We start from the raw sequence: 25,114 nt of genomic DNA, 5'->3' as shown, positions 1-25,114 counted from the left end.
AGCTCCTTCTTTTCGTGTCCTCAATAACGTTTTCAGCCTTAACTGAACCGTATTGACTGATAGCGAAGCGTGGCGGAACGCCATAGAACCTCTTCAAAAAGATGAGTTATGACCAGAGGTGAGCAGGAATTAAGTTACAGTTTCTTACCCTCATTTCCCTACCAACTTAACTAAACCAATACCACCAAAATAAAGTCCCAAAACTGCCCCTGCTAACAGACTTTGGGTAAAGGGGTCAGTTGAAGGTGTGAGAATTGCTCCTAAAACCACCGCGCCTATAATAACGTAGCGCCAACCAGAAAGCATTTGCCCAGAAGAGACTATTCCCAAAGCACCAAGTAGAACTTGGATAATCGGAATTTGAAATGCTAACCCAGTACTAAATAGCAGCAACAAGACAAATTCAAAATATTTGTCAATCGACCACAGTTGTTCTACTACATCTGCACCGTAGCTGATGAAAAATTTCAAAGCAGCTGGTACCAACAAAAGGTAGGCAAAGACTAACCCTCCCGCAAACAAAAAACTCGACCCCAAAACCACAGGTCCCAGCAAACGCCGTTCACGACGAGTGAGTCCAGGGAGAACAAACTGGATAACTTGGTATAGCACAAACGGGCTACACAAAAGCAACCCACTGTAGCCTGCAACTTTCATGGAAACAAAGAAATATTCACCGGGAGCCAGTTGCAAAAATTTTACTCCCTGTGCTGGCACTTCTAGCAGCTGAACAATCGGCTTAACGGCAAGAAAACAGCCGACAACACCCACTGCTACAGCAATGAGCGAGTAAAAAATTCGTTGTCGTAACTCTTCTAAGTGAGCGAAAATTGACATTTCGACTTCACCGGGCAACTCATCAAGAGGATCCATAGGATCTATTTCCGGTTTTGAGTCACCATCTACTTCAAAGTCAACACTAGGAGATGTTGTTGTGTCTACGTTTTGTGAAGGTGTCATGAGTCAGCGAGAAGGCGTCATCTGTGACTATTGTATCTGGGAAGCAGGTGGATGTAGAGACGCGCGCAATGAAAGCGTCTCTACTTTTGAAAATTACTGAACAGGTAGTTGTGGGTGTACAGTCGAATATTTTCCTACCAACTGGGAAGTTTCTGAGTTATACAGTCTTAAGTAATTCCAGTAGTTACCTAACACCTGACGCACGTAATTTTTGGTTTCATCAAAGGGAATTGATTCTACAAATTCATCTGGATCTTCCTTTGGCAGAGTTTGTACCCATTTGGAAACGTTACCGGGACCCGCATTGTAACTGGCGATCGCCAGCATCGAATTATTACGATATTGCTCATGAGTGTGATCCAAATACCAAGTCCCAAACATGATATTCTCGTTGGGATTTTCCAAATTTATTTTTGTGCTATCTAACTGAATTTGTGGGGCAATCCATTTAGCTGTACTTGGTAACACCTGCATTAAACCAACCGCACCAGCTGTAGAACGGACTTTTGGCTCAAAATGTGATTCCTGACGCATAAGCCCAGTCACTAGCAGAGGATTTAGCTGACGCTTTTGGGACCATTGCTCAATTTCTTTTTGATAGGGGAAGGGATAACGAGCTTGCCAGTAAGTGACTTGTTTGCTTAAAGCCTGGTACTGTGCTTGTTCTTGCGGCGTTTCTCGGTCTTCCAATTTGGAAACTGTATTAATCCCGAGGATATTTTCTCCCTTTGCCAGCTGCATCAAACCCTCAGTAAATTGCTCCGCCACTGTTGGTTGCATTTTGTTCTGAAATTCGGTCTGCCATTGCAACCAAGCATCGCGGTCTTGACCAAGGAGGTATAATTCTTTAAATGTTTCAGAACCAGCAGTTGGCACCGGACGCTGGAACGGGACGAGGTTTGGGTTCATCTGGCGCACGGAGTTGAAATTGCCAACATTGAGTCCCAAAGTTGCCCCTGCTCGCCAGGAATAGTAAGAATGGGGAAAATTGCTGAGGGTATATTCATAAGCTTGTTTTGCTTCCTCCTTTTTCCCGAGTTTTGCTGCCCATTTTCCAACCCAAAAGCTAGCTCTAGGAGCCAAAATACTGTTGGGGTTATTTTTGGCAATAGGTTCTGCCCATTGCCATGCAGCTTTATAATCTTTGGCTTTCGCTTTTTGTTGTGCGATTTTCCAGCGATATTCTGCCGCTTCCTCAGAGTTAGCGTACTTGGTAATCAGGAGCTTAGTAGCTTCACTCGCTGCTTTTTGATCTTGAGTTTGAAGAATTTTGACTTTTTCTACCAGCGCTGTACCTGCTTTGTCAGGAAATTTAGTAATAACCTGATCAAGATACGGCAAAGCATCTTTACGTACTGTTGCCATTTCTGCTAAGCGTAACAAAGCAGTGCTAGTTTCTCTGGCTTCCGGAAATGCTTTTACAAGTTCTTGATAGACAGCAAGGGCTTCTGCTCGTTTTCCACTCACCTGCAATCCTCTGCCAACACGGTAGAGGTTGCGGGGTGTTTTAGTTCCTTTGGCGTATGCTGTCGTTACTTTGCCAAATTCATTGTTTTCCCAGTAAGCTGTACCAACGATGTCCCACTCTTCGGGTTTAAGGGTGGAATTCTTCGCCAGCTGATCCACCACAGGTACAGTTCCTGGTTGATCATAGGCATATTTTGCCAAAACTAACTGCAATTGCGGCTGATTGGGATTTGTCTCCAACCGCTTACGGATGATTTCCCAGGTAAGCGGATGAGAAGGAAATTCAGCTATTGCTTTGTCCTGATACTCCGGGACTCCGATGAGATACAAGGCTTTAGCAGCAGCCGCTTCTTTGGGGTAGTCTTTGAGCACTTTCTGCCTCAGATCCGAGGCTTTGCCTTCTTGTCCTAGAATTTCGTGTGCCTGCGCTTGTTTTAGCAACACATAAGGCGCAAGGACTGGATAATCTCTGTCTAATCCATCTAGTAGCTTCAGTGCAGGTTGAGCTTGCTTTTGTTCAATTAAGTCACTTGCCAAAAGATAACGAGCGCGATTTTGATCTGCTGGTTTTGACGCCTCCTTTAATGCTTGTAGTTTTGCACCACGTTCTTGCGGAGATTGTGATACCAAGGCAAAAACGGGTGATTTCGCTTTGCTTTCTTCCGAAAGCTTCTCAGGCTGAGTCTTGCGCGGTTTAAGCCATTGACTTACTGATTTTCCTATCTCGGGAGCTGACACGATTGCCCCTGCTAAAAAGGCACATAGTCCGGCACCCACTATGAGAGAAATATGCTTTGTCTGTAGCTTCTTCAGCATTGATTCCCGCTGAAAATTTCACATGAATTTCTTGCCACTTTAACACTACTGGTGGTCAACGTCTTCAGTTTTAACTTTTGTATTTTTTATCTTCGGGAACAAAGATGAGATGTAAATTTGAACTTTTAGAAATTATTGACACAATCTTTGCGTAAGTAATCTTTGTTAAATAACTAAGACATGCTACTTTTCATCTCAAAGCTTTTTTTTAACAGTAAACACTTATTTTTTTTTATGAGTTTGTCATTAAAATGACTCCATAAGGCTTTTAAAAATCACTCATTCATACTAAGTAATTCAGTAGAAACAAATAGACCGATGTTCGCCTAAAACTCTTACTATAGCAGTCGCCACAATTGTTAGGACATTTCTCTGTTCCCTGTTAAGCGTTCCCTGTTCCCTTGAGATCAAAATATGATGTCCTAACCAATATGTCCGTTGCTATAAATCACTCATGACAGCCTCAATTCGTTATTTTTTTTACTTAAATAAACAATTCTCAGAGGAAAGTCAGTCATCAATAATACTAGTATTCAGAGAAGAATGCTATCAATTGTTATAGTCTTAAATGAACTCATATTTAAATATTTATCCCTCTAATGGAAGATGTCAAAATAGGACAAATAGCCATGCTAATAATTTATGGTCAGAGTATTTAAAAGAGCTTAGTGACTCATAACTGAGCGATAATTTTTACATGACTTTCTTTACATTTGTCTTTGTTTTGTCTAAAGACAAATGGTTATAGCAATCTTGAATGATGGGAGTATCCCAATGCGTGAAACAAGACGAGTCGTGGAAGCATCTTGCTCCCAAATTTAAACCAAAGCGGGCTAGAAGCCTGCACTACAATACACCACAAATTTAAACATTTGGGATGCTTGCCTGAATGATTCTTAAGAGGAAACTCTTAACAGGAAAGAAGCGGTTCTTCAATGCTGTGCTAATTTAGGAGTCCTCCCCTTCAAACCAATCATCAGCTTGAGAGCAAATACTTTTACCATAGGTACTCGCTGCATCATCCATAACCCAAGGCGACGAACTATCACAACTGGCAAGATGTTGTTAGAAAACATGCGGTCTAATAAATCAGTAAAACCTAAAATTGTCAAGTTCTCCCGCTGACGCCAGCGTTCGTAACGTTTGAGGATTTGAATGTTACCAATATCTTCACCTTGAGCATCCGCTTCTTGCAACACTTGCGCCAAAGCAGCCACATCGCGAATTCCTAAATTCAAACCTTGTCCGCCTACAGGATGGCAATTGTGTGCTGCATCGCCAATTAAAGCGAGTCGGTGGAGAACATAGCGATCGCTCTGCATAAGTTGTACCTGAAAAATAAAGCGATCGCCCAACAATTCCAACTTCCCCATCTGATTCCCATAACGCGCTTGTAATTCTCTTAAAAATTGCTCATCATCCAACGCGCACAAAGCTTTTGCTTCTTCATGGGGAGCAGTCCACACAATTCGGCAACGGTTTCCTGGCAAAGGTAAAATGGCAAACGGGCCACTTGACTGGAATTTTTCGTATGCTGTGTTGTTGTGGGGTTTTTCTGGTTTGACAAAGGCAACAATACATGACTGCCAATACTTCCAACCACGGGTTTTAATTCCAGCAGCTTCACGGATACGGGAACGCGATCCATCTGCGGCTACGACTAGTTTAGTGCGAACCGTCTGCATCTGGTCTGCAATTTTAACATCCATCGTTACCACGTCCTGCTGATACTGGATATTAACCACTTGGGCAGGACACAAATATGTTACGTTGGGACAATTTTTGACAAACTCCTGTAAGGGATGCAACAGTGCTTGATGTTCTGCCACATAACCTAAATCTTTTGTATTTATATCCCCGGTTTCCCATTCCACCACAGCGGGATAATCAGCATCAGAAAGACGCACACGGCGGTAAGTCTCAATGTTGGGCAATATTTTGTTCCAAATTCCAATTCCTTGGAAAATGAGCGCCGAAAGCATATGCACCGCGTAAGCCTGTCCTTTGGCTACCGCCGCTGATTCTACTTTTGCCTCCACCAGCAGCACACTTAACCCGGAATCTTTCAAGGCAGAGGCTAGGGTTAAGCCAACAATCCCACCGCCGACGATGACTAAATCATAATCATATCCCCGCGTATGTGTCGGTGTTTGGGGAGGGTTAAGGGTTTGAAGCTGCGCTTGCGCCATTGTTAAGATAAGTTACAGCGTTTTCATTCTTATTTTGACGCAAGTGGCTAGGAAGAGCAAGTTGAGGAGATGTTCAAGTTGGGGTGAAGTAAATATATAAATAAAAATACTCACTATTATAAACAGCGAGCAAAAGTTTGATGAGCATGAGGATATATAGTTTTGATGAGATGCTTGCCTGATTAAGCCCGCTTATTAGCTATTGCTTATTGAGCTGGGGTTGAAGCAGGAGGTGTGGATGGAGTGCTAGAAGGTGATGTTGTGGGTGTACTACCTGTAGGTGTTGTGGCAGAGTTAGAATTGCTAGGACGACGGGAAGTCTTTTTTCCCTTCTTAGTAGTATCAGATTTCTTCTTTTTAGGGGTGTTAGTAGTATTACTAGGTTTGGTAGTAGTTGGTGTCGTTGTAGCAGGTGTTGTAGTGGCGGGAGAAGACATTTGTGCGTTTACAGCAGGTGCAGTTAGGGCTACAGGAGCAGCAACCACAAGAGACAGAAGTAAAGCTTTTGCAATCTTGGTCATGTGAAACTTTTATCACTCAAGAATCAACCATTTAACTATCCCAAGAAGATGTGACATTGTCGTGTTATTGATGTGGAGTTTTTGTGTAAATTTTTGCCTTTTTTGAGTTAACTGAATAACAGATTAGGTTACTTTGGTCAAGTATTTGCTAAATAGAAAAAACCCCGCTGGAGCTTGAGGAACGCAACGGGGTTAAATTGTGTTATATGTCTTGATGAGGAGGAATTAGAATTCAAGTTTTCGCAGGCTACTACAACTTAATATACGTTAACAGTAACTATTTTTTTCATAGTGTTTCCAGTATGGGAGCCTTTGTGCTTTCCATGATGTTTCTGATGATGAACTTTAGTAGCTTTGGTACCAGTAACAGGTTTGGCAGCAACAGTTGTAACCTTACCACAGTTGCACTCAGGGCTAGAGGGGCAGCAAACACAACAGCGATGAGTAAAGCTTTAGCAAACTTGTTCCTGTGAAAATTTTCATCTGAGAATCAACAATCTAAGTATTTCAGAAAGTTATGTCAGTCTCATGTTGTTGAGGTGGAGTTTTTGTGTCGATTTTTGCAGGCTTGACATCTCAAAGCCTGCAAATTATCCTTGCAGACAAAAGTTGCAAGCTGACAGCATTTTTTCATCTCATAATTAACAATCACATCTTCTAAGCTTTGCGGTTGCCAGTACCTAATTTGTTCTACTTCCACCGCTCTTGAAAATTTATAAGTCAGATGTCATATCAAAGTTCAAGCCATCACTGCCATCAATTCTTCTGACATATCAAAATTAGCAGTAACATTTTGTACATCATCTAAACTTTCTAAAGTATCAATTAACTTCAGAAGTGAGCGTGCCTGATCTGGATCAGTGACTTCTACATTGTTACCAGGAATCCAGCGTAGTTCGGCATCAGTTACTTTAAAGCCCTTTTCTTTGAGAGTTTGGCTCAGGTTTTCTAAATTAACCACTTCAGTAAATACCTCAGCAATCTGTTCTTCAGTCATTTCATAAAACTCAGCACTTCCTTCAAGAGAAGCTTCTAAAAGCTGTTCTTCATCAACGATTCCCTCAACAGTACAAACGCCTTTTTGGGAAAACATCCAACTGACGCAACCTGTTTCACCGAGGTTACCACCATTTTTACTAAAAGCAACACGTAAGTCTGCAGCAGTACGATTACGATTATCTGTCAAGGCTTCAAGGAGGATCGCAACTCCCCCAGGACCGTAACCTTCGTAACGAATTGCTTCTAAACTAGAAGCACCGCCTGAGAGTGTACCTGCACCTTTGGCGATCGCTCTTTCAATGTTCTCATTAGGTAGACCCGCCGCTTTTGCTTTTTCAATTGCCGTGCGCAGTTGAAAATTTCCTACAGGATCTGGAACCCCACTTCTGGCTGCCACAATAATCGCACGCGACCACTGGGTGAAAGTCTTACCCTTTTTTGCATCCACGACCGCTTTTTGGCGTTTAATATTTGCCCATTTACTGTGTCCTGCCATATTAAGAAATGAATAATACTATCTACTCAAAAATACGATATAGCTAGATTTTAGCTCTTGCATAGTTCCGTTTTTGATAGCGAAATATAAACAGACTGTTTTACACGTAATTGGAGTTTTCTCCTGTGGGAAGTGTTAACAAATACTCAAAGAGTGCATCTACTGATAGAACTAGCCAAGAGCCTTTGGGGCGTAGTCTAGTCTTGATAATGGCAATCACCTGTGGAACTGTCGTTGCTAACTTATACTACAACCAACCTCTGTTGGTGGTAATTGCCCAAAACCTTCAAGCTTCTAACCATGCGACAGGGTGGATTCCCATGTTGACGCAAATTGGTTATGCTGTAGGGCTTTTCCTCCTTGTTCCATTGGGCGACTTGATGGAGAGGAGAAGGTTAATTTTGATGATGCTGGTGTTGACATCTGTAGCATTGGGAGCAGCAGCAGCATCACTTAACCTTGCTTGGTTGTTAGTGGCGAGTTTGGCGATCGGCATAACTAGTGTTTCAGCTCAGCTGATAATTCCTTTTGCAGCACAACTGGCAAAACCAGAGCACAGAGGAAGAATTGTTGGTACGGTGATGAGTGGGGTGTTGATCGGAATTCTTTTAGCTAGAACGGTGAGCGGCTTTGTAGGAGCAAGTTTGGGCTGGCGGGCGATGTATTGGCTGGCGAGTGGGTTGATGATTGTTCTGGCTGTTGTCCTATTACGGATGCTGCCAAAAAGTCAACCGTCGCTGCGAGTTTCTTATCCTCAATTGGTTGGATCTTTATTCAAGTTGATACAACAGCAGCCTATCTTACGTGAAGCATCCCTTGCAGGGGCGATGTCCTTTGGAGCCTTCAGTGCTTTTTGGAGTACTCTCGTATTCTTTTTAGCACAGCCACCCTATCATTACGGTAGTGAGGTGACGGGGTTGTTTGGGTTGGTTGGTGTGGTAGGAGCGACAGCGGCTCCTGTTGCGGGCAAGATAGCAGATAAAAGGAATCCCAAGATAACTGTGGCCTTGGGTCTTTCGATTACAACCTTGTCATTTCTCATTTTCTGGGTGTTTGGTTACCACATCCTGGGGCTAATTGTCGGGGTTATTCTTCTGGACTTGGGTGCGCAAAGCACACACATTTCCAACCAGGCAAGAATTTTCAGTTTACCCTTAGAGTTTCATAGCCGTTTGAATGCGCTTTATATGACCTTTTCCTTTATGGGAGGAGCGTTGGGTTCGTTCTTGAGTGCATATGCTTGGAGTCGCTGGGAATGGCATGGGGTTTGTGCGATCGCACTGCTGATGCTAGGAGTGGCTTTTATGACCTTTATTAAGCGGCGGCGTCAACCTTTGGTTTCTTAAATCCCCAAACTCACTCTAATCTTCTGCACAATGACCGCATCAACTTTGAGCGGTTAGCATAGGTAGCTGGGATATGAGTTTAGTACAACCTTTACCAGATAATCTCAAACAAGGAGATGAAGTAAAAGTCTTGATGACTCCTATCTCACCAAAATATTCTTTTCCAACCTTGAAACTTGGTATAAAAGAAGAATATTTAAGTAAAGAAAAAATTTATGAGCCGGAGGAACATTGGAGAAGGGGGAACAATGAAGCCTTCGCTGACACTTGATATTCTTCTAGAGGAGGCTGTAAAGTTTGCTGAGATAGAAAGTATCTACGATGAGCCATTGCTGTTTGGTGTTACTGATGGAAAGGCTGTAGGAACTTACCTGGAGCAAAAATTTCGGAATTATTTAGCTTTATTGTATGAGTATGTGCTGGGTAATTCTGCTTCTGGAATAGATTTTCCAGACTTAAATATAGATATAAAAGTTACCAGCATCCGGCAACCTCAATCTTCATGTCCTTTTAAATCTGCTCGGCAAAAAATTTTTGGTCTTGGGTATGGTTTGCTGATTTTTGTTTACGAAAAGAGAGATGATCATCAGCATAAAACTGGTAGACTCAATATGCAGCATACTGTCTTCATTGATCAAAGGCGTACTGCTGACTATCAAATGACTCGTGGTATACTTAGCATTCTTGCAAATGAAGGTAATGCTGACGACCTTGTTGCCTTCATCATGGATCGCAATCTACCAGTTGATGAAATTGAAGCACGTAATATTGCCGAAGAGATACTACGCAATCCACCTGAGCAAGGTTATTTAACAATCTCAAATGCTCTACAATGGCGACTTCAATATAGCCGTATTATACAAATGGCTGGCGAGGTTAACGGTATTATTAGAGTGCGATGAACTAAAATGGCGCAACAAAAAGCTAAGAATATATGGGAATTTGGGGATTTTCAAACTCCAATAGCTTTAGCGTTAGAGGCGACAAATGTCGTTAACAGGCTAGGTGTGACACCCAGGTCTGTTTTAGAGCCTACTTGTGGTCGCGGAGCGTTTTTGTTAGCTTCTTGTGAAGTATTTTCACAAGTGAAAAAATTTGTCGGTGTTGATATTAATACACAACATCTAAGCTATCTTAAGGAAAGCGTTGCAGCAGAAAACTATTCTGCATCAATAGAAATTATTAATGGTAATTTTTTTGATTTAAATTGGTCAGAAATTCTTAACACATTAGCCGAACCATTACTGATTATTGGTAATCCTCCATGGGTAACGAGTTCTGAACTAAGTTTATTAAAAAGTTCTAACTTACCAGAAAAATCAAATTTTCAAGGCAGAAGCGGATATGAGGCATTAACTGGCAAAAGTAATTTTGATATTTCCGAATGGATGTTGATCAAACATTTAGATTGGCTGAAAGAACGCACAGGCATAATTGCAGTGTTATGTAAGACTGCTGTCGCCCGAAAAATTCTTGTTCATGTTTGGCAACAGAAGCATAGAGTTATCCGCGCTCAAATATATGGAATAGATACACTGAAGAATTTTAATGCATCTGTAGATGCCTGTTTTTTTGTTTTGTTGATTGGAGATGGGAACCTATCAAATACTTGCGAGATATTCGAGAATTTATCTGCTCACGAACCATTACAAGTTCTTGGTTACCACGATAATACAGTTATTTCTAATGTAATAGATTACAAGCGTTGGTTGCATCTACGAGGAACTGATCCAGCTTATATTTGGCGTTCTGGCTTGAAACATGATTGTTCCAAGGTCATGGAACTTGAACGACAAGAAGACAAATTTTACAACGGATATGGTTATGTTTCTTCTCTTGAGCAAGATTGGGTTTACCCGTTTTTGAAAAGTTCAGATGTAGGAAATAGTCGTACATCTACTTGTAGAAAATATGTTCTTGTTACTCAGCGTTATATTGGGGAGGATACAACACACTTAAAGTTTGATGCTCCTAAAATATGGGTTTATCTTCAGAATTATCGAGAGTATTTGTTGAAGCGTAGCAGTTCTATTTATCGGAATCGTCCAGAATTTTCTATATTTGGTGTTGGGGAATATACTTTTGCACCTTGGAAAGTGGCAATATCTGGCTTTTACAAAACTCTGAATTTTGTGCAAGTAGGTCAAATTGACGGCAAACCTGTTATTTTTGACGATACTGTTTACTTTTTATCATGTAGGTCTAAATCTGAAGCATCTTTTATTGCTGCTTTGCTAAATTCGCAACCAGCAAAAGAGTTTTTAGAATCAATGATTTTTTGGAGTGATAAGAGACCAATAACAATTGAATTACTCAAGCGGCTAAATTTGCGAACGTTAGCGCAGGTTTTGGGTAGAGAAGAGGAATACAACAGTTATGTCTTAAGCAGTTATCACCAGCAATCTCTGTCTTGCCATGATCTGGGCCTAACTTCTCCCATGAACTCGCCTAAATCCCCAAACTCACTCTAATCTTCTGCACAATCACCTCTGGTGGCTCAGAAACATCCACTGTAACCGCACCAGATGGCTCCTCAAGAGTATCAAACTGACTTTTAAGAAGTTTTTCACCCATAAAGTGACCATGACGCTGTTGCAGCCGCTTTTGAATCAACTCAAATGGTCCTTTAAGATAAACCACCTTGACGCGTTCCTCATCCAAAACCAAAACCTGGCGATAACTGGCTTTGAGCGCAGAACACGCCAGCACCATATTTTTATTCTCCTGCAACCACTGTTGTATTGCCTGTTCCAACGCCAGTAGCCAAGGCACCCTATCTAAATCATTTAGGGGAATGCCATGCCGCATTTTCTCAATATTTTCTGGCGAGTGAAAAGCATCAGCATCGCTAAATCCCCAGTGTAAAGAGTCCGCCAACAGTTGCCCAATGCTGGACTTACCAGAACCAGAGACACCCATTACGAGAATTATCATCTCAGTGGAATTAATTAACCTAATTGGGAGATAGGGGGAGAGATTTGACACGTGTAGAGACGTTGCCCTTCGGGTATGCCTGCGGCACGGCTTCGCCTAACGCCAGTCGCCTGCGGAGGGAAACCCTCCCGCAGCGCTGGACTCACATGCAACGTCTCTACAGAGGTTATCGTTCTTGCAAATTATCTTAATCAGCAACCGTATTGTCCTACTGTCCCCTTGTCCTCTTACAAAAACTCACGCGGATCTGTCACATACCCAGTGAGTGCGGAAGCTGCAGCGGTAAAGGGGGAAGCAAGATAAATTCCCGCTTCTTTATGCCCCATTCGTCCGGGGAAGTTGCGGTTGGTGGTGGAAACACAGATTTCTGGCTCATTCATGCGCCCAAAGGTGTCTTTGGGACCACCTAAGCAAGCGGCGCAGGAAGGCGCAGCAGGTTCAATGCAACCAGCTTCTAAGAAAATTTCTGAGAGGGTTTGCTCTTGGTACTTGATTTTAAATAGGTCTTCGTAAACTTTTTGGGTAGCAGGGACTATGTATGTGGGAACCTTCACCTTATGACCTTTGAGAACTTGTGCTGCATGGAAAAAGTCCTCTGTTTTTCCACCCGTGCAGGAACCGATATAAGCTCGGTTAATCTTGACATCGCTGCACTCTCGTGCTGTGGCGCGGTTATCAGGGGAGTGAGGTTTGGCAACAACTGGTTCCAGTTTGGAAACATCGTAGTGATGCTCACTGTAGAACTTGGCATCTGAGTCTGTGTAAACTGCCTCAAAAGGCTTATCGGTACGCGCCCGCACATACTCAAACGTGGTTTCATCAGGAGCAATGGTACCATTTTTGCCACCAGCTTCAATCACCATGTTGCACAGAGTCATCCGTTCTTCCATCGTCATTCGTTCGACGGCTTCCCCTGCAAATTCCATCGTCCGATAGGTTGCGCCAGCGACGCTGATATCCCCAATAATTTGTAAAATCAGGTCTTTTGCCAACAAGTAAGGAGGCATTTCACCATCCAACACAAAACGCATGGTGGCAGGAACTTTGATCAGCAACTTACCAGTCCCCATAATGAAGCCAGCGTCTGTGTTGCCGATACCAGTCGCAAATTGACCGAAAGCACCAGCGTTACAGGTGTGAGAGTCAGTACCAAATAAAACTTCGCCTGGGCGGGTGTGACCTTCTTGGGCTAGGGCGATGTGGCAAACACCTTTATAGTCTGGGTTGGCTTTAAAGTTGCTCAGGTCAGTAATATCGTAAAAGTATTTTATACTTTGCTCTTTGGCAAAATCACGTAAAATATCAACGTTGCGATTAGCGCGTTGGTCAGCCGTGAAAATATAATGGTCGGGAATTAACACGATTTTTTCAGGATCCCAGACTTTGGCGTCAGCACCAAACTCGCGTTTGAAAACGCCGATGGTTCCAGGTCCACAAACATCATGTGTCATTAAAAGATCAACATTAACCCAGATATTTTCCCCCGGTTCGACAACCGAACGACCAGAGGCTTTCGCCAAAATTTTTTCTACAAGGGTCATGCCCATAGCGATCGCGTTCTTTTTGTGCAAGGGTACAAATTATATGCTACATGGCTAGTAGTCTGTCAACCAAATCTTGACACGTAAATATCCGAATATATCCTGCAATAGCCAAATGCAGAAATTCTCTGCTAACCTCTAACGTACAACAACAATCGAGTCCGAGAGATTAACTTGTGGATGTTATATTAGAGCGATCGCACCAACTCAAACAAGACCTCACTGATTTTGTCTATGACGCTGAAGGCGAACTTGCACAAGCTTTGGAAAGCTATGCTGCTGTCAAGTCACGTCGTGGAAGCGGTGATAATTTTCAACAAGAACTGATTATTGACTCATTCATCACACAAGGGCGTGTCGGCGACTCCTCACCATTAGATTTGTTTATCCAAAGCTATCAAGAGTTGTCTAAGGTTGACCGCGAACTTATCAAAAGTTGGCATCGCACTTTTAGTGGCTTATTTGCTATTACAAAAATCTTACCTGATGGCTTTGAATTAAGGAACTGGTTGACAGACAAATACTATATTGTCAAGCCAAACACCTCCCAAAAACTAAACGAAATGTCTCGGTTGAAAGAAGGAGAAATTTTACTGACTCGCATTTCTCCTATCACAGATAGCTACTGGACTTTTTTCAGTTCCTACACTCAGATGGGTAAATTGGGCAAACCAAAACTAGCAGTAGCTATTGGTAATTTTAAAGAGAATTACAAAGAGAATCTTTATGGAGATGCTCCAGACTTACTAGAGGAAGCTTGGCAATCTGTAGGAATCTATCATCAGCAGTTTTTAGATTTTTTTGCTTCTGATGAAGTCACACTCCCAGGATACCAACTCAACAAAAAGATTGCCGAATTTCAAGAAATATTAACGAAAAAACGTTTGGAAGAAGCAGGCATTGATCCTTCCAAATCACTAGGAGATGTTGCACAAGAAGCTGGTTTAGGTGAAGAAGAAATCAAAGCAGTCGCAGAAGAATTTGGTGCTGACTCCCAAGCAGTTTCACAAATGTTTGACAAGAAAAACAGCGGTAGTAAAATGGTCATGCCAAAAGTTGATTTACCTGCTGAACTCAGAAAAGCAGAACAGGTAACAGCTATATCTCATCCTCGATGGGGACAGATGTTTCTGCCAACCTACTCTAAAATCAAGACAATATTAGAAGCAGAAGATTGGCAAAGTGTAGAAGGTGCTGAGAAACTGATTCGTTTTTATCTGGAAGATAAAAGTATTAATGCTTTTATTTGGCATCGTTTAGCCCAGGAGTATCCAACGCAATTAGAAAAAGTACTGCAAACATTTCTTCAACGACCAAATTTTCAGCTTCAAAATGACTTGGATACACTCTTGCAAGAATACAACAAACCTATAGAACCAGAATTACCAGAAATTGCCAGTGTACCAATACATCTACATAATTTATTCCAAGAAGCTTTGATGGAAGTTAGTAAATCTAAGCCCAAAGGAAAGAGTCAAAACCAAACAGTTAAGGGCTTTGGGAAGTGAGAGTTTCAATTGGTTCCAATAAAAAACAGCTGCCTCCTTAAGGGAAGCAGCTACCAAAAACCTGCAGAGTGCTGCAACCTTGGCACAGCCAAGTTATTTGACACCCTTTCAACCAATTTTTTGCATAGCAAACAGAGGTAGAAAGGGTGGTTAAGTTTTTGGTAATTTCTATGGGACTCAGCTGAAATCAAGGACGCCTTATTCCTCGTGGAGGCGTGGGAGTGCCAAATGATGAAGTCGGTTGACGAATTTAGCCAATATCGTCGCGTTCAATGTATAACAACAGAAACGCAAAAGTTACACTTGGAAGAACCCAACCAATGACTGGAACAAAAATGGAAGAGAGATATGAAGCTGGGTACGTAAGGATGAGAGGTAAAAATGAAGCTGTGAGCATAAAATATTCCTATCCAATCAAACAACAATTCAAAATGAGCTTACTGCAAATCTTGCATGATTTTTCAAATTCTAAAGATTTTTAACACAGCACCGTTCAAAAGAAAGACTGTTCACGTACCGAAAACTTCCTCTAGCTGCAACCTAGGTAAGTCTGGGGGCATCACAGTCCGGAGGATAGAGACTTTGTGGCTTTCTTGCTGAGTCGTCTTGTTCACAGCGATCGCCTCCAAGCAAATTTCCAAACACCCAAAAGGAACCCTCAGATGAGTTATTTCTTCCAACACTCCAGCAGGGTTAAGTCGTAAATTTGTTAACAAACGCGGTTCACCTATCAACCCACGAGTTTGGCAATCCAAAATCCATAACTTCACAGCCACTTCATCAGCTACAGGGGCTAACTGGACGCATATCCTCACAAATTTTCCAGAGATCAGTTCCCCTGATGGCAAATGCAGTTGCGGAACTGGTAACGGTTCCGTGATTTCTGCTAGTACAGGTAAACCAACAGATACATCTGAGACTGATTCTTCTTTTTGTTTGGAAGGTTGATTTTTGAAAGTCTTAGGTTCGGTTTCATCGAATATATCCTCGACAACAATTTCGTGTACCAACCTAGCGGACAATATTCTGCCATCAAGGGAGTTAGAAGGTTGGGGAGATGGTGAGGGGGATATTTTGTTCGCTTCGCGTGCCAAAAGGGGATATTTTATTCGCTTTGCGTACCCTTTCGCCGCAGGCGTACCGGAGGGATAGAGGATATTTTGAATTGTCTTGTCCTCTTGAGTCTCTATACCAACCTGTTCCTCGATTTGCGTGCGTTCTAAATCATTAGCATCTGCATGTGTTTGCGTTTCTTTGTTAACCTCATCAGATACGTGATTTTGGCTGGCGACAATATAAATATCGTCGTCTTGGTTTTGCAAATTAATCGGTTCAGGCAAGGAGTATCCTTGATTATGCATCCACTTTCTAATCAAGGGCGAGATGTTGGGGCTTCCTGTCGTGATGAGTTGAGAATTATGGGGAATGACTAATTTGACAAACGTGTCTTGAGGTTGTGCGTTGTCTGTGGCTAATTTTGCTGCATCTTCATCAAAAGATTCAATCTGAGATTGTGTCTCTTCTAGAATTGATTTCGCGGCATCCTCGTTATGAATCTCAGTTGTATACTGCTGTTCGTCAACTGACTCATAACGCATGATGCCTTTTGTTGTATTCTGGGATGTTTTGAGTCGTCTCAGGTAGGGTAAAGTTGTCTCCATCCTGATGACTTTACTAACAACCGTGATTGTGCTGTCGTCCCTGTCTGACTCGAACTTTGAAGAAGGTTCCCAAACAACTGTAGGAGTAATTATCCGATTTTGATGCGGAATAAAACTTGGTAGTTGAGGTGAAATTCCTACTGGTTTACGACGTAATGGCGGATCAATTTTCGGTGGCAAAGATTTTTTGGGAGATGGCTGCAACAGATGTGATTTCGCTTTTTTTGGCGTTTTTGCTAAATTGAAAAGTTGCAAATCTAGAGGTGTGGATAGTTTTTTGGCAACTGACGTCGCCAGTGCTGCAGAGGATACTGCTTGATGTTCTATTGTGTCTAGTTCATTTTTTTTGGCTTTAGCACTAATTGCCAGTAATTCTGTGACATCTGCTGTCATTGTGAAAAACTGGCTAGTTAACAGTGTGGTTTTACCATCCATCGTCAGGATGCCATATAAACTGATTTCTCCCAAAATCAGCTTGGATTCACAATCAGCCGGAACCTCTATGGAACATCTGATTTGAAATGGTATTAACTTTTCGCTTAAGGATTGCCGCACTCGCCTGATAACTTTAGAATTTTGGGGTGAGCGCAGTTCTATTCTGATTTCTCCTGCGTAGACTCTTTCATAATTTGATGTTAGGCTCAAATCTAAATTCGTCGTTTCTTTTTGCTCTACACGCCCATTGATTGTGAGAGTTTGCCCCCAAGGAACAGTGTAAAAATCTTCCTGAAGTTTCAACACCAGCGGTGGTTCTAGCGTCTGATTTGAAAAATCCTCAATTGCTGGTACCAATTGAGAATCAGGTAAAGCAATCTCTATTAAGTTTTGTAAAATTTGCTCTACTTTCTCACCTTTGAGCCAAACTGGGCTAATCGGCTGCGAAATCATCGCTTCTTCTTCAAGCAATTCATCGGTAAACAGACAAAATTCTTCCTCATCGACTCTTGGCACGCAAGTGTCCTCCTCTTGTCGTCCCACCTCTATAACTAATATAGGTAGGACTTTTAACTCAACACAATGTTGCCAAGGTTGATCGACAAAGTGCGACATCAAGTTACCGGAACAACATAACTCCCAAACTCCTGGCTTGAGATAACTAAAGGGAAGAACTGCGATTAAGCCTTCAGAGTTTGTAGAACCCGATCGCTTTTGAATTCGCCGCTTCGGTGGAAACTCCATCGTTGAACTATGGGTGATCTGCACGTACATATCAGTGTTAGTCAGGTCAGAGCGAGCTAAAACTCTATACCGACCTTCTACAATTTCTATATTTGGGGATTCTATAGGACTCCAAGAGCGATCGCCCTGTTTCTGTATCAGAAATTGCCAGTGTTCCATGTTGAGTGATGCCCAGACTGTAGAGATGCGCTGGTTATACTAGGATTATCTTGCTTGCCAGTTTAACTCAGTATTTTAAAATTTCATCACCGGATTCTGTTGTTTTCATTCAAACACTGACACGGTTGGGATTACGTGTGGCAAGCTGCTGGCTGAACTATGAAAATTGGTTACAAATTTAGTATAAAATCTATAATTGTGTACTCAGGCGCACCATAGCTGAGTGCATAGCACTCAATCGGCGGACAATCTGGTCAATCTCCATATCCAATATGCTGTAATCAATTACCGCCTGACGTCTGGGAGTATGTCCCTGATTTACAGCTAATTCTTGTATGCGGGCTATACGCAGTGCTTGCAGGTGCGGTTGAATTTTTTGCAGCGTTTCTTCCAAGTCAGGCAAGGGTGGTGGGGCAACTTCCTGCTGTGCTGATTGCGCTAACTGTTCTAGCAGCAGGGAAATTTGGCGGACAAAGGTTTCCAATTCCGGGAGTGGCTGAGTCCTTTGAAAATGTTCGAGATGTACTGCCAAAACTGTGACTGCTTTGGTAAAACGTCCCATGTAAACCAGCAGCGTCATCAAGAGAAATGTCAACACCACACTCAGCACTGGCACTCCAGCTACGAGAGTACCTACAAACGCCGAAACAGCTATTCCCAACGTGGCAATTGCCATCGCTGTAGCTTTTATCCGATAAGGGCCACCAACATTTGCCAAGTTGACAGAGAAAGCCATTAAAGCAACAAACAATCCGTTTTGCCTTTGGTCAATAAGTTGCCCCAACAGCATGGGAATTCCTAACCCTAACGCGGCTCGCAAGCCGTTGGCAATAGCTAGCTCCCCTGGTTCTGATTGAAGAAGAAACCTAAGAAAATTAGTTCGGTTCGACTGCATGATTTTTGTTAACAAAACAAAAATTTTATCTGTAATTTCCAGATACACTCAGTAGGATTAAGCTGAGGAGTGTATGCTCTGATGGCGTAGCGACATAGGGAGATCGCTCGTTGGAAATCAGAGAGTTCTCGCAAACCAACAGATTTCTAACTGATCTTTATACACAAAAACGTTATTTTGTCAAGTAAAATAAGCGCATTTCCTCAACAAAAAAATAGAATTGTTGGGTGGAGAAACCTCAACCCAAAAATTCTTAAATATAGACATATTTACTAAAATTTATTGTGACAATTCGTCAAGCAACGTAGCGACTGCGATAATAAGTCAAAATTTGCTGTACCCGTTGCCGACTTTGTGCGCCACACTCAGGCGTATACGAAATCCATAAACCAGCAATTTGGCTTTGACTATAATCAAATTGTTGAGAAGTTTGAGGAATTAAACTCACTTCTACTCCTTCTACCTGACACAAATGAGCTGCTATCTCTCGATAGACTGCTAAAGGTAAACCAGCAAATTCAATTGTTTCTTTTGTCTCCATCTTTAAGTATCTTCCTCTGGAACAGGGTTTTGGGGTAGCGCTGTGTTAGAAACAGGATTTTCCCCAGAAGCAGTTCGTGGCGTTTAAGTAGTTAGTCTCTGTCCTACCATTTTCGCAACCTCAATACCATATTGTTCCAGAATTACGACTGGTTCGGAGCCTTCATTTATTTCAATACGTTTAATCAGCACTCCATTTGCTAACTGTTGTCCTGCGTGTACATACTGACTTGTTGGTTCATTTGGTACTTTGATAATTGCTTGGGATTTTTTACCAATGAGAATAACACCAGAAACAAATACTGCTTTTGCTAACTCTGGTTGTGGTGGTGTTATGGATGCTAAGGCAGGGTTAGGGATAGCTTGCGGTAAAACTTTTGGCACCACACGAGTCAAGGCACGGTTGGGTTTAATTTTATTATGAGACGCACGCGCCACTGGCGGCAGAGAGTTATGCTTAATCACCCTTTTGGGCGCTGCACTTTGGGCGTGAAGCGAAGCTATCGCAAGGCGAATCGCTTTTTTGTTAATTCTGTGTTTTTGTTGATTTAGCTTTTGTTTTAAAGGATTTTTACTTAAGAGTGCGCTCGCACTGTGCTGTTTCCTCTTACTCCCTTCCCGGTGTAAGATTACCGATGTCATTTCTGCTCCCCGGCTCCCCGGCTCCCCGGCTCCCGTGCTACCTAAACGGTAATCTTCGGGCGGGAAAGGAGTAGCTGCGCTTAGAGGAGGTGACTTAGGAACAGGTTTTACCTGTGCAGGCTGATTCGTGACTTTTATGGAATAAGGAACCACAATTTTTGCAAACGGATCATTCCGACCTTTTGACACGATACTTACCCGTTTTGTAGAATCGGTTGGTTGAATCAAGTTAGCAGTGGTGATGGGAACAACTGGTGGAGTTTGTTTGGTAACAACCACTGGGTTATGAAACGGTTGATTCGTGACTTTTTTGTTAACAGAGACCACTGGGTTATGAAAGGGCTGGCGAGGTGCTGGTTTATCGGTAGGTGTAGGATGACTGGATTGTTCACGAGTTGAGGAACAAGAGGCGATCGCCAAAGTCACCAAAGTCAGAATAGCTGCTATTACAATTTTTAAATTTCTGCCCATGAACTGTTCTCAAAAGCCATTATTCTGGCACATACATTAAGTGTTTCAGCAAGTCTAGCCCTTTCCTAAGCCGACGAGAGACCGTGACTACACTTATACCAAGGCGTTCTGCTGCTTGTTTTTGCGTCAAATCATCCAAAAAAACAAATTCCAAAACTTGGCGGGTGGGTTGTTCCAACTGCATCAATGCTTGTTGGATAAGAATTTGGTCTTCTTGGGCTAGTTGAAAGCTGTGGTAGCGGTTGTCTGGAACAAGATCTCCCAATAAAGTTGCACTTTCATCTCCATTTTGCACTGGTAAATCAAGGCTTAAGGGGGCGCGGTTAGTCCACGCCAATTTAATTTCTTGCCATTCATCAAGAGAAATTTCCAATGCTGCTGCTAACTCAGAGTCAGTAGGTTGGCGATTATATTTTTCCCGTAGAGAACGCGAAACTTTTATTGCTTGCTGTTGCAGCGCAAGCCAGCGTCGAGGAATTCGCACGGTGACTCCCTTATCTCGAAGATAGTGTCGTATTTCACCGCGAATATAGGGAATAGCAAAGGAGCTTAAAGCATACCCTTTGGAAATTGTAAATCTTTCTATAGCTCGAATCAAACCCAAACAACCTACTTGGAGCAAGTCCTCGTAGCTTTCATGACATTGATTCATCCAGTAATGAGCTTCTTTTCTGACAAGTCCAAAATTAAGTTTCACCAATTGATTGCGAAAGTCAGGTGAGCCAGATAGCTGATATTCTCGCAACAACTGCCAAATCTCATGCTTCAGTTCGTTGGTGACTGTGATTGGCATAACATCGCATTTCTTGGTCGAATAAACAAAGAAATACTCACTTTTAAACCAAGCTGCGATTGCAGTTATATGTCAGATTTTTTGCAGCATACCCATTCAATGATGAAACTCCGCACAATATAGCGGTTCTCTTTTGGATACAGTACAATCTGCCCCTAATCCCCGAGATTAAGTTCCCCAACCCTCCCTGTTGTAGCACGTGACGTGAGGATGCTTAGTAGAGAGGCTGGGGTTTTGTACTTTATGCAACTCAGAAACGCTACAGACACGCGAACGCCTTCTGGACGCCTTTGTGCAAAATAGCGAACTTACGCCAAATACAGCGGTATTCGATACTTACATAACACAGAGGCTCCAATGGCAGATAAAGAATTTTGTGCTGAAAACAGCTACCATAACTCGATTGACAATGCAGCTTAATTTAAATTGGAGGGGTTCTTTTGTTTTTTAGTTAACTCTGTGGTATGTCCTGTGACTTTCCGAAAACCACATAGAAATAAAATAAAAAATTTATCACTCAATAAAAAACCGTAATATTACTGAATTAAAGTCGTGAATACATCGGAAATCTGGGAAAAAAAGAATATACATATCAGAAATAAAAACAGATTCTAACAGGGATAATACTTAACTTTGAAAGACATGATTAGCTGTCGCGCCAAAAGATCATATTTATTTGTCAAGGAAGTCAACACTCAAGAACGGAACCGGAGATGCTCCGCCTCCCTGAACGAAAAAAGTGCAGTCTGGTACGCGCATTAGCTTATTAAATTGACTTTACAATTCATAATTTAAATTTAAAATAATTAAAGATATTCACATGCTCAAATAAAAAAGACGATACACCCAAAGTCGTACTTGTGCATATCGCCTCTTTTTGCCATTTTTGTAAACTACATACCAACAGAGGTAACTCCAAAACCTCGTTCCAGAAATTCTCCTGTTAAGAGGGTAAGAAGTTACCTCTTAGGTTTATCAGAACAATCTAGACCTGAGCAGGTTCTACACGACCGTAGAACAGACCACGAATCTTAACTTCCTCGGGTTTTTTGGCGCCTAAGTCGGTATCTGAAGGCTGTTGACTCTCGAAAGTGCCTGCAATTTCACCAGTAGAGCTATCTACTTTTGCTATTTGCAGAAAAATTTTGCCCTTGAGAACATCACCTCGCTTAACGTTAGCGTTAGTCAGTTCTTTATCATCAGATGACGCAGGGAGAGCCACCGCGTTATCATACCCACTGGTAACACCGCGACCTTTGGGGTCGAGGAAGGCAGAACCTCGATAGGAGGGAACTCTGAAGGTACCTTCAAAGTCCGTGGAGGTGTTGATGCTGGTCAAGCCAGGTTGTGTTTGAGCCTCTAAGCCTTTGAGGCTAAACAGGAAAGGTACGCTTTCACCGCCAGGCAGTTTGACTGTAATAGCTTGAAAGTCAAAGCCGTCTCGTTCCACAAAGGTGAGGCTTTTATCTGGATTGATTTTGAGATCGCCAGTAATTTGATCCAAGGAGTAAGTGCGGCGAGTCAACAATTTGCCAGCAACATATTCTGCTTGTTGCCGTTTATTAAGGGGTTCTTCTTTGACAAAGTATTGGGTTGGCTCTAAGCACAGTTCTTTTATGGTGTAGGACTGGCTATTATCTATGGGGATAAAGCCACGACTTGTTTCTGCCAGTTGGGGGCATTTGACAGCCAAGCCGGTGCCTTTAATCTGGTCGTAGGTTAGGAACTCTGTACTACTCGATGACGGACCTTCACTACAAGCAGTAAGTAAACCCAAGCATAAAGCTAAGAGTGCAACAATTAAAGCGCGAAACCTCATGGTTAACCTCAATGTCAAAAATTAATATTTAACTTGTAAAACTGCGCCCAAGCTTTGGTAAGCCCAAGCCGTGACTTAAACTTATCAGGAGTTATGCGTTTTTAAACGTGTTGCTTCCTTTAGCCCAAGCTTTAAACCTCAAACTACCCAAGCCACTGCATCTGTTGAGATGCGTGGTTAAAGGGTGGTCAAAGAATAAGCAGTTTTACATACAGCCCATTGTTTTATGGGAAAATCAAAGCGATCATCAGCCAGATCATACGATTTTTTTTAACTCAAAATCAAAGCTTTCTGATATTTACCAACAAAGCGGGATCGCAAGTAGCGATCCGCCCGTGATCGCCAGAGACTTCCGCAATGCCTCGTTGCTTTTTTATCTGAGTCGTCAGAACTTCAACTGTTGCTCTACGGGTAGTTTTCCGGTCTAAGATTAGTGTATTATATAATACTAATGTCACACACAAATGTGATCAATATATAAAATTTATAAACTATTCTTAAACTGGTGATTAACACTCATTGACAATAGAGATGTTTAAAATGTATTAAGTATTGCTATGGTTACAGAGACTAAAATTATAACTGTGCTTTCAGTAAAATAATCACTAGTAGCCCACCAAAGGAACTTTGGCGGATGGGGAAATGCTTATTAACTTTACGCTTTTGCCTCATCCTCACAACAAACCCCACTTTCCCAGACCAATACCTGTCAATTTGTGGTTGATAAAGTACTAGCAGGAGGCGAGTTCGGGTAGTGAGTCTTTGTGACCAAAGTCAGAGACTCCCAAAAACTTATTTTCTTTAAGTTATGCAAAGAAAATTTGTCACAACAACACTTCATAAATCAATTAACCTTTTCAACTAATGGTTGACTGGTAACAGGTGAAAGCACAAAATCTCCAGTAAATTTGATCAAACCTGATTCATAGGGACAGGGGTGTATGAGCAACGGTAAAAAGTTAGAGTTAACGAAATTGTCTTGTCAACTGCAAACAATTGCATCAGCAGTCTATGATACAGCCCAAGATTGTCAAGGGAATGCTAAAGCTCTTTTAGCCTTACTAAGACAGTTGGAGCAGTTACACCGAGAGATCCGAGATGGGGCTTTTCAACAGAGTTTGCCCGATAATCGTCAAGGACTTTACTCACTGCTTCGCGATATTGAGGCTGAAGGAGGCTGGCCGTATATTGAACGTATGAGGCTACAAGCCTTTTTAACAAAGGCAGAACAACAGACGGCTGTTGAAAACAGCAGTGAGGTTTTGGAAAACGATAGCTCCTTGAACTGGTAGTAGTAATTTTGGATTGTGGATTTGAGATTGGGTATTGTCAGTTATTTTTCGTTAATTGTTCTTGACGACAAACCTCTGACCAATCCCCATGACCATCTCTAAGGCTTGCTCCCGCATCACATGCCCGTGTGGGCATTATATTCAGCAATATCACGCTAGTCATGATATTATGGGAATTTACCCTGTTTGTCCTGTAAATTGTTAAAAATATGACAGCGTATATACTCTGATTAAATTTTTTTAAATATCAACAAATTTTATCCGTTTCAGTACTCTTGTGTGATTTTAGATCCTGAGTTCTCGGTCGGACAATGAAAAAGTAGTATGCAGATAATACTATTTTTTTTGTAGCTTTTTGAAGTAGGAAATGGTTGCCACAAAAAAATCAAAAGGCTAGATTCATCTGGAGAGCAGATCTAAGTCCCGCTAACAGCATTGACTAAAATTACGTAATACTACAAGCGCAATCACGACTAGGATTAAAAGTATGGAAGGGTTTGAATGGCTGGTATTGTATCGGTTTCCCGCTCAGATTTAAAAGGTCGCCGTAAGAAATTACGTCAAAAGCGGCAGATGAAAATTATCCAGACAATTTGGCAAACCATTGTCGTGAGTTCATTGGCGGGAGGTTTGCTGTGGACGGCTATCCAACCGATTTGGGTACTGAAAACACCCAAAGATATTGAGGTTTTAGGTAATCACGTACTATCTGGTGAGGCGATTCAGTCACTGCTGGTGGTTTCCTATCCTCAGTCTTTATGGCGGATAGAACCTCATAGGATTGCCGAATCTTTGAAACAGCAACCGATGATAGTACAAGCGAATGTCAATCGTCGTCTGTTTCCACCAGGGTTAATCATCCAGATTAAAGAACGAGTCCCTGTAG

At 42.1% G+C, this 25,114-nt stretch carries 23 protein-coding genes; 10 read left to right on the top strand and 13 right to left on the bottom strand.

Features of this window, described 5'->3' with window-relative positions:
• Window positions 1-150 precede the first annotated feature (150 nt).
• The 3 genes from tatC to DP116_RS10740 form a co-directional block, all read right to left on the bottom strand.
• Window positions 151-960 carry a twin-arginine translocase subunit TatC gene (gene tatC, locus DP116_RS10750; RefSeq protein WP_169155181.1) on the bottom strand — a complete coding sequence of 270 codons (810 nt, stop codon included), beginning with the start codon at window positions 958-960 and terminating at the stop codon, window positions 151-153.
• Between the two features lie 93 nt (window positions 961-1,053).
• A complete protein-coding gene (locus DP116_RS10745) occupies window positions 1,054-3,243 on the bottom strand; it encodes a lytic transglycosylase domain-containing protein (protein WP_169155180.1) in 2,190 nt (729 codons plus the stop codon).
• Between the two features lie 932 nt (window positions 3,244-4,175).
• Window positions 4,176-5,432, bottom strand: a complete 1,257-nt coding sequence (locus DP116_RS10740; RefSeq protein WP_169155179.1) for an FAD-dependent hydroxylase — start codon at window positions 5,430-5,432, stop codon at window positions 4,176-4,178.
• Window positions 5,433-5,666: 234 nt separating this feature from the next.
• Between DP116_RS10740 and DP116_RS10735 the strand changes: the two genes are divergently transcribed.
• A complete protein-coding gene (locus DP116_RS10735; RefSeq protein ID WP_169155178.1) occupies window positions 5,667-5,957 on the top strand; it encodes a hypothetical protein in 291 nt (96 codons plus the stop codon).
• Window positions 5,958-6,692: 735 nt separating this feature from the next.
• Here the strand turns inward: DP116_RS10735 and DP116_RS10730 are convergent.
• On the bottom strand, window positions 6,693-7,448 hold the full coding sequence (locus tag DP116_RS10730; RefSeq protein ID WP_169155177.1) for a YebC/PmpR family DNA-binding transcriptional regulator: 756 nt from the start codon (window positions 7,446-7,448) through the stop codon (window positions 6,693-6,695).
• 125 nt (window positions 7,449-7,573) lie between these two features.
• Here DP116_RS10730 and DP116_RS10725 point away from each other — a divergent pair, with 125 nt between their 5' ends.
• The 4 genes from DP116_RS10725 (at window position 7,574) to DP116_RS10710 (ending at window position 11,265) form a co-directional block, all read left to right on the top strand.
• Entirely contained in the window at window positions 7,574-8,794 is a 1,221-nt protein-coding gene (locus DP116_RS10725; RefSeq protein ID WP_339381426.1) for an MFS transporter, read from the top strand.
• Window positions 8,795-8,867: 73 nt separating this feature from the next.
• A complete protein-coding gene (locus tag DP116_RS10720) occupies window positions 8,868-9,065 on the top strand; it encodes a hypothetical protein (protein WP_169155176.1) in 198 nt (65 codons plus the stop codon).
• Window positions 9,043-9,696, top strand: coding sequence for a type II restriction-modification system restriction endonuclease (locus tag DP116_RS10715; protein ID WP_169155175.1), 654 nt, complete (start codon window positions 9,043-9,045; stop codon window positions 9,694-9,696). The genes DP116_RS10720 and DP116_RS10715 overlap by 23 nt, the downstream gene beginning before the upstream one ends.
• Window positions 9,697-9,702: 6 nt before the next feature.
• Complete coding sequence (locus tag DP116_RS10710) at window positions 9,703-11,265, top strand: N-6 DNA methylase (RefSeq protein WP_246275575.1); 1,563 nt, start codon at window positions 9,703-9,705, stop codon at window positions 11,263-11,265.
• On the opposite strand, the gene DP116_RS10705 is transcribed toward DP116_RS10710, so the two are convergent.
• Both DP116_RS10705 and DP116_RS10700 read right to left on the bottom strand, forming a co-directional pair.
• Window positions 11,243-11,728: a gluconokinase gene (locus DP116_RS10705; protein ID WP_169155174.1), complete on the bottom strand. Its 486-nt coding sequence runs from the start codon at window positions 11,726-11,728 to the stop codon at window positions 11,243-11,245. The genes DP116_RS10710 and DP116_RS10705 overlap by 23 nt on opposite strands.
• A 227-nt stretch (window positions 11,729-11,955) precedes the next feature.
• Entirely contained in the window at window positions 11,956-13,299 is a 1,344-nt protein-coding gene (locus DP116_RS10700) for a 3-isopropylmalate dehydratase large subunit (protein WP_246275574.1), read from the bottom strand.
• 146 nt (window positions 13,300-13,445) lie between these two features.
• Between DP116_RS10700 and DP116_RS10695 the strand changes: the two genes are divergently transcribed.
• Window positions 13,446-14,777 carry a hypothetical protein gene (locus DP116_RS10695; RefSeq protein ID WP_169155173.1) on the top strand — a complete coding sequence of 444 codons (1,332 nt, stop codon included), beginning with the start codon at window positions 13,446-13,448 and terminating at the stop codon, window positions 14,775-14,777.
• A 250-nt stretch (window positions 14,778-15,027) separates the two neighbouring features.
• On the opposite strand, the gene psaI is transcribed toward DP116_RS10695, so the two are convergent.
• Window positions 15,028-15,147 (bottom strand): photosystem I reaction center subunit VIII, encoded by a 120-nt coding sequence (gene psaI, locus DP116_RS10690; protein ID WP_339381428.1) that lies wholly within the window; start codon window positions 15,145-15,147, stop codon window positions 15,028-15,030.
• Here psaI and DP116_RS30165 point away from each other — a divergent pair.
• Window positions 15,098-15,259: a hypothetical protein gene (locus tag DP116_RS30165; RefSeq protein ID WP_339381429.1), complete on the top strand. Its 162-nt coding sequence runs from the start codon at window positions 15,098-15,100 to the stop codon at window positions 15,257-15,259. The two genes, psaI and DP116_RS30165, sit on opposite strands and share 50 nt — an antisense overlap.
• 27 nt (window positions 15,260-15,286) lie before the next feature.
• On the opposite strand, the gene DP116_RS10685 is transcribed toward DP116_RS30165, so the two are convergent.
• The 6 genes from DP116_RS10685 to DP116_RS10660 all read right to left on the bottom strand — a co-directional run bounded on the left by DP116_RS10685 (window position 15,287) and on the right by DP116_RS10660 (window position 22,936).
• Window positions 15,287-17,776 (bottom strand): hypothetical protein, encoded by a 2,490-nt coding sequence (locus DP116_RS10685; RefSeq protein ID WP_169155171.1) that lies wholly within the window; start codon window positions 17,774-17,776, stop codon window positions 15,287-15,289.
• A gap of 190 nt (window positions 17,777-17,966) precedes the next feature.
• Window positions 17,967-18,671, bottom strand: a complete 705-nt coding sequence (locus tag DP116_RS10680; protein ID WP_169155170.1) for a hypothetical protein — start codon at window positions 18,669-18,671, stop codon at window positions 17,967-17,969.
• Between the two features lie 295 nt (window positions 18,672-18,966).
• A complete protein-coding gene (locus DP116_RS10675; protein WP_169155169.1) occupies window positions 18,967-19,212 on the bottom strand; it encodes a hypothetical protein in 246 nt (81 codons plus the stop codon).
• Window positions 19,213-19,295: 83 nt separating this feature from the next.
• The gene (locus DP116_RS10670; RefSeq protein ID WP_246275573.1) at window positions 19,296-20,324 is read right to left on the bottom strand and encodes a hypothetical protein; all 1,029 of its coding nucleotides are present in this window, start codon (window positions 20,322-20,324) and stop codon (window positions 19,296-19,298) included.
• Between the two features lie 19 nt (window positions 20,325-20,343).
• Window positions 20,344-21,117: an RNA polymerase sigma factor SigF gene (locus DP116_RS10665; protein WP_169155168.1), complete on the bottom strand. Its 774-nt coding sequence runs from the start codon at window positions 21,115-21,117 to the stop codon at window positions 20,344-20,346.
• A gap of 985 nt (window positions 21,118-22,102) precedes the next feature.
• Window positions 22,103-22,936: a photosystem II manganese-stabilizing polypeptide gene (locus DP116_RS10660; RefSeq protein WP_169155167.1), complete on the bottom strand. Its 834-nt coding sequence runs from the start codon at window positions 22,934-22,936 to the stop codon at window positions 22,103-22,105.
• Between the two features lie 107 nt (window positions 22,937-23,043).
• Between DP116_RS10660 and DP116_RS10655 the strand changes: the two genes are divergently transcribed.
• The 3 genes from DP116_RS10655 to DP116_RS10645 all read left to right on the top strand — a co-directional run.
• Window positions 23,044-23,364, top strand: a complete 321-nt coding sequence (locus DP116_RS10655; RefSeq protein WP_169155166.1) for a hypothetical protein — start codon at window positions 23,044-23,046, stop codon at window positions 23,362-23,364.
• Between the two features lie 513 nt (window positions 23,365-23,877).
• A complete protein-coding gene (locus DP116_RS10650) occupies window positions 23,878-24,228 on the top strand; it encodes a hypothetical protein (RefSeq protein ID WP_048867073.1) in 351 nt (116 codons plus the stop codon).
• A 501-nt stretch (window positions 24,229-24,729) separates the two neighbouring features.
• A partial coding sequence (locus DP116_RS10645) for a cell division protein FtsQ/DivIB (RefSeq protein WP_169155165.1) occupies window positions 24,730-25,114 on the top strand: 385 nt, incomplete at its 3' end.

It is taken from the genome of Brasilonema bromeliae SPC951 (genome assembly GCF_012912135.1).
Taxonomy (GTDB): domain Bacteria; phylum Cyanobacteriota; class Cyanobacteriia; order Cyanobacteriales; family Nostocaceae; genus Brasilonema; species Brasilonema bromeliae.
Note: the sequence above shows the minus strand (reverse complement) of the source record. Positions and strands in the feature narration are given on the sequence as shown.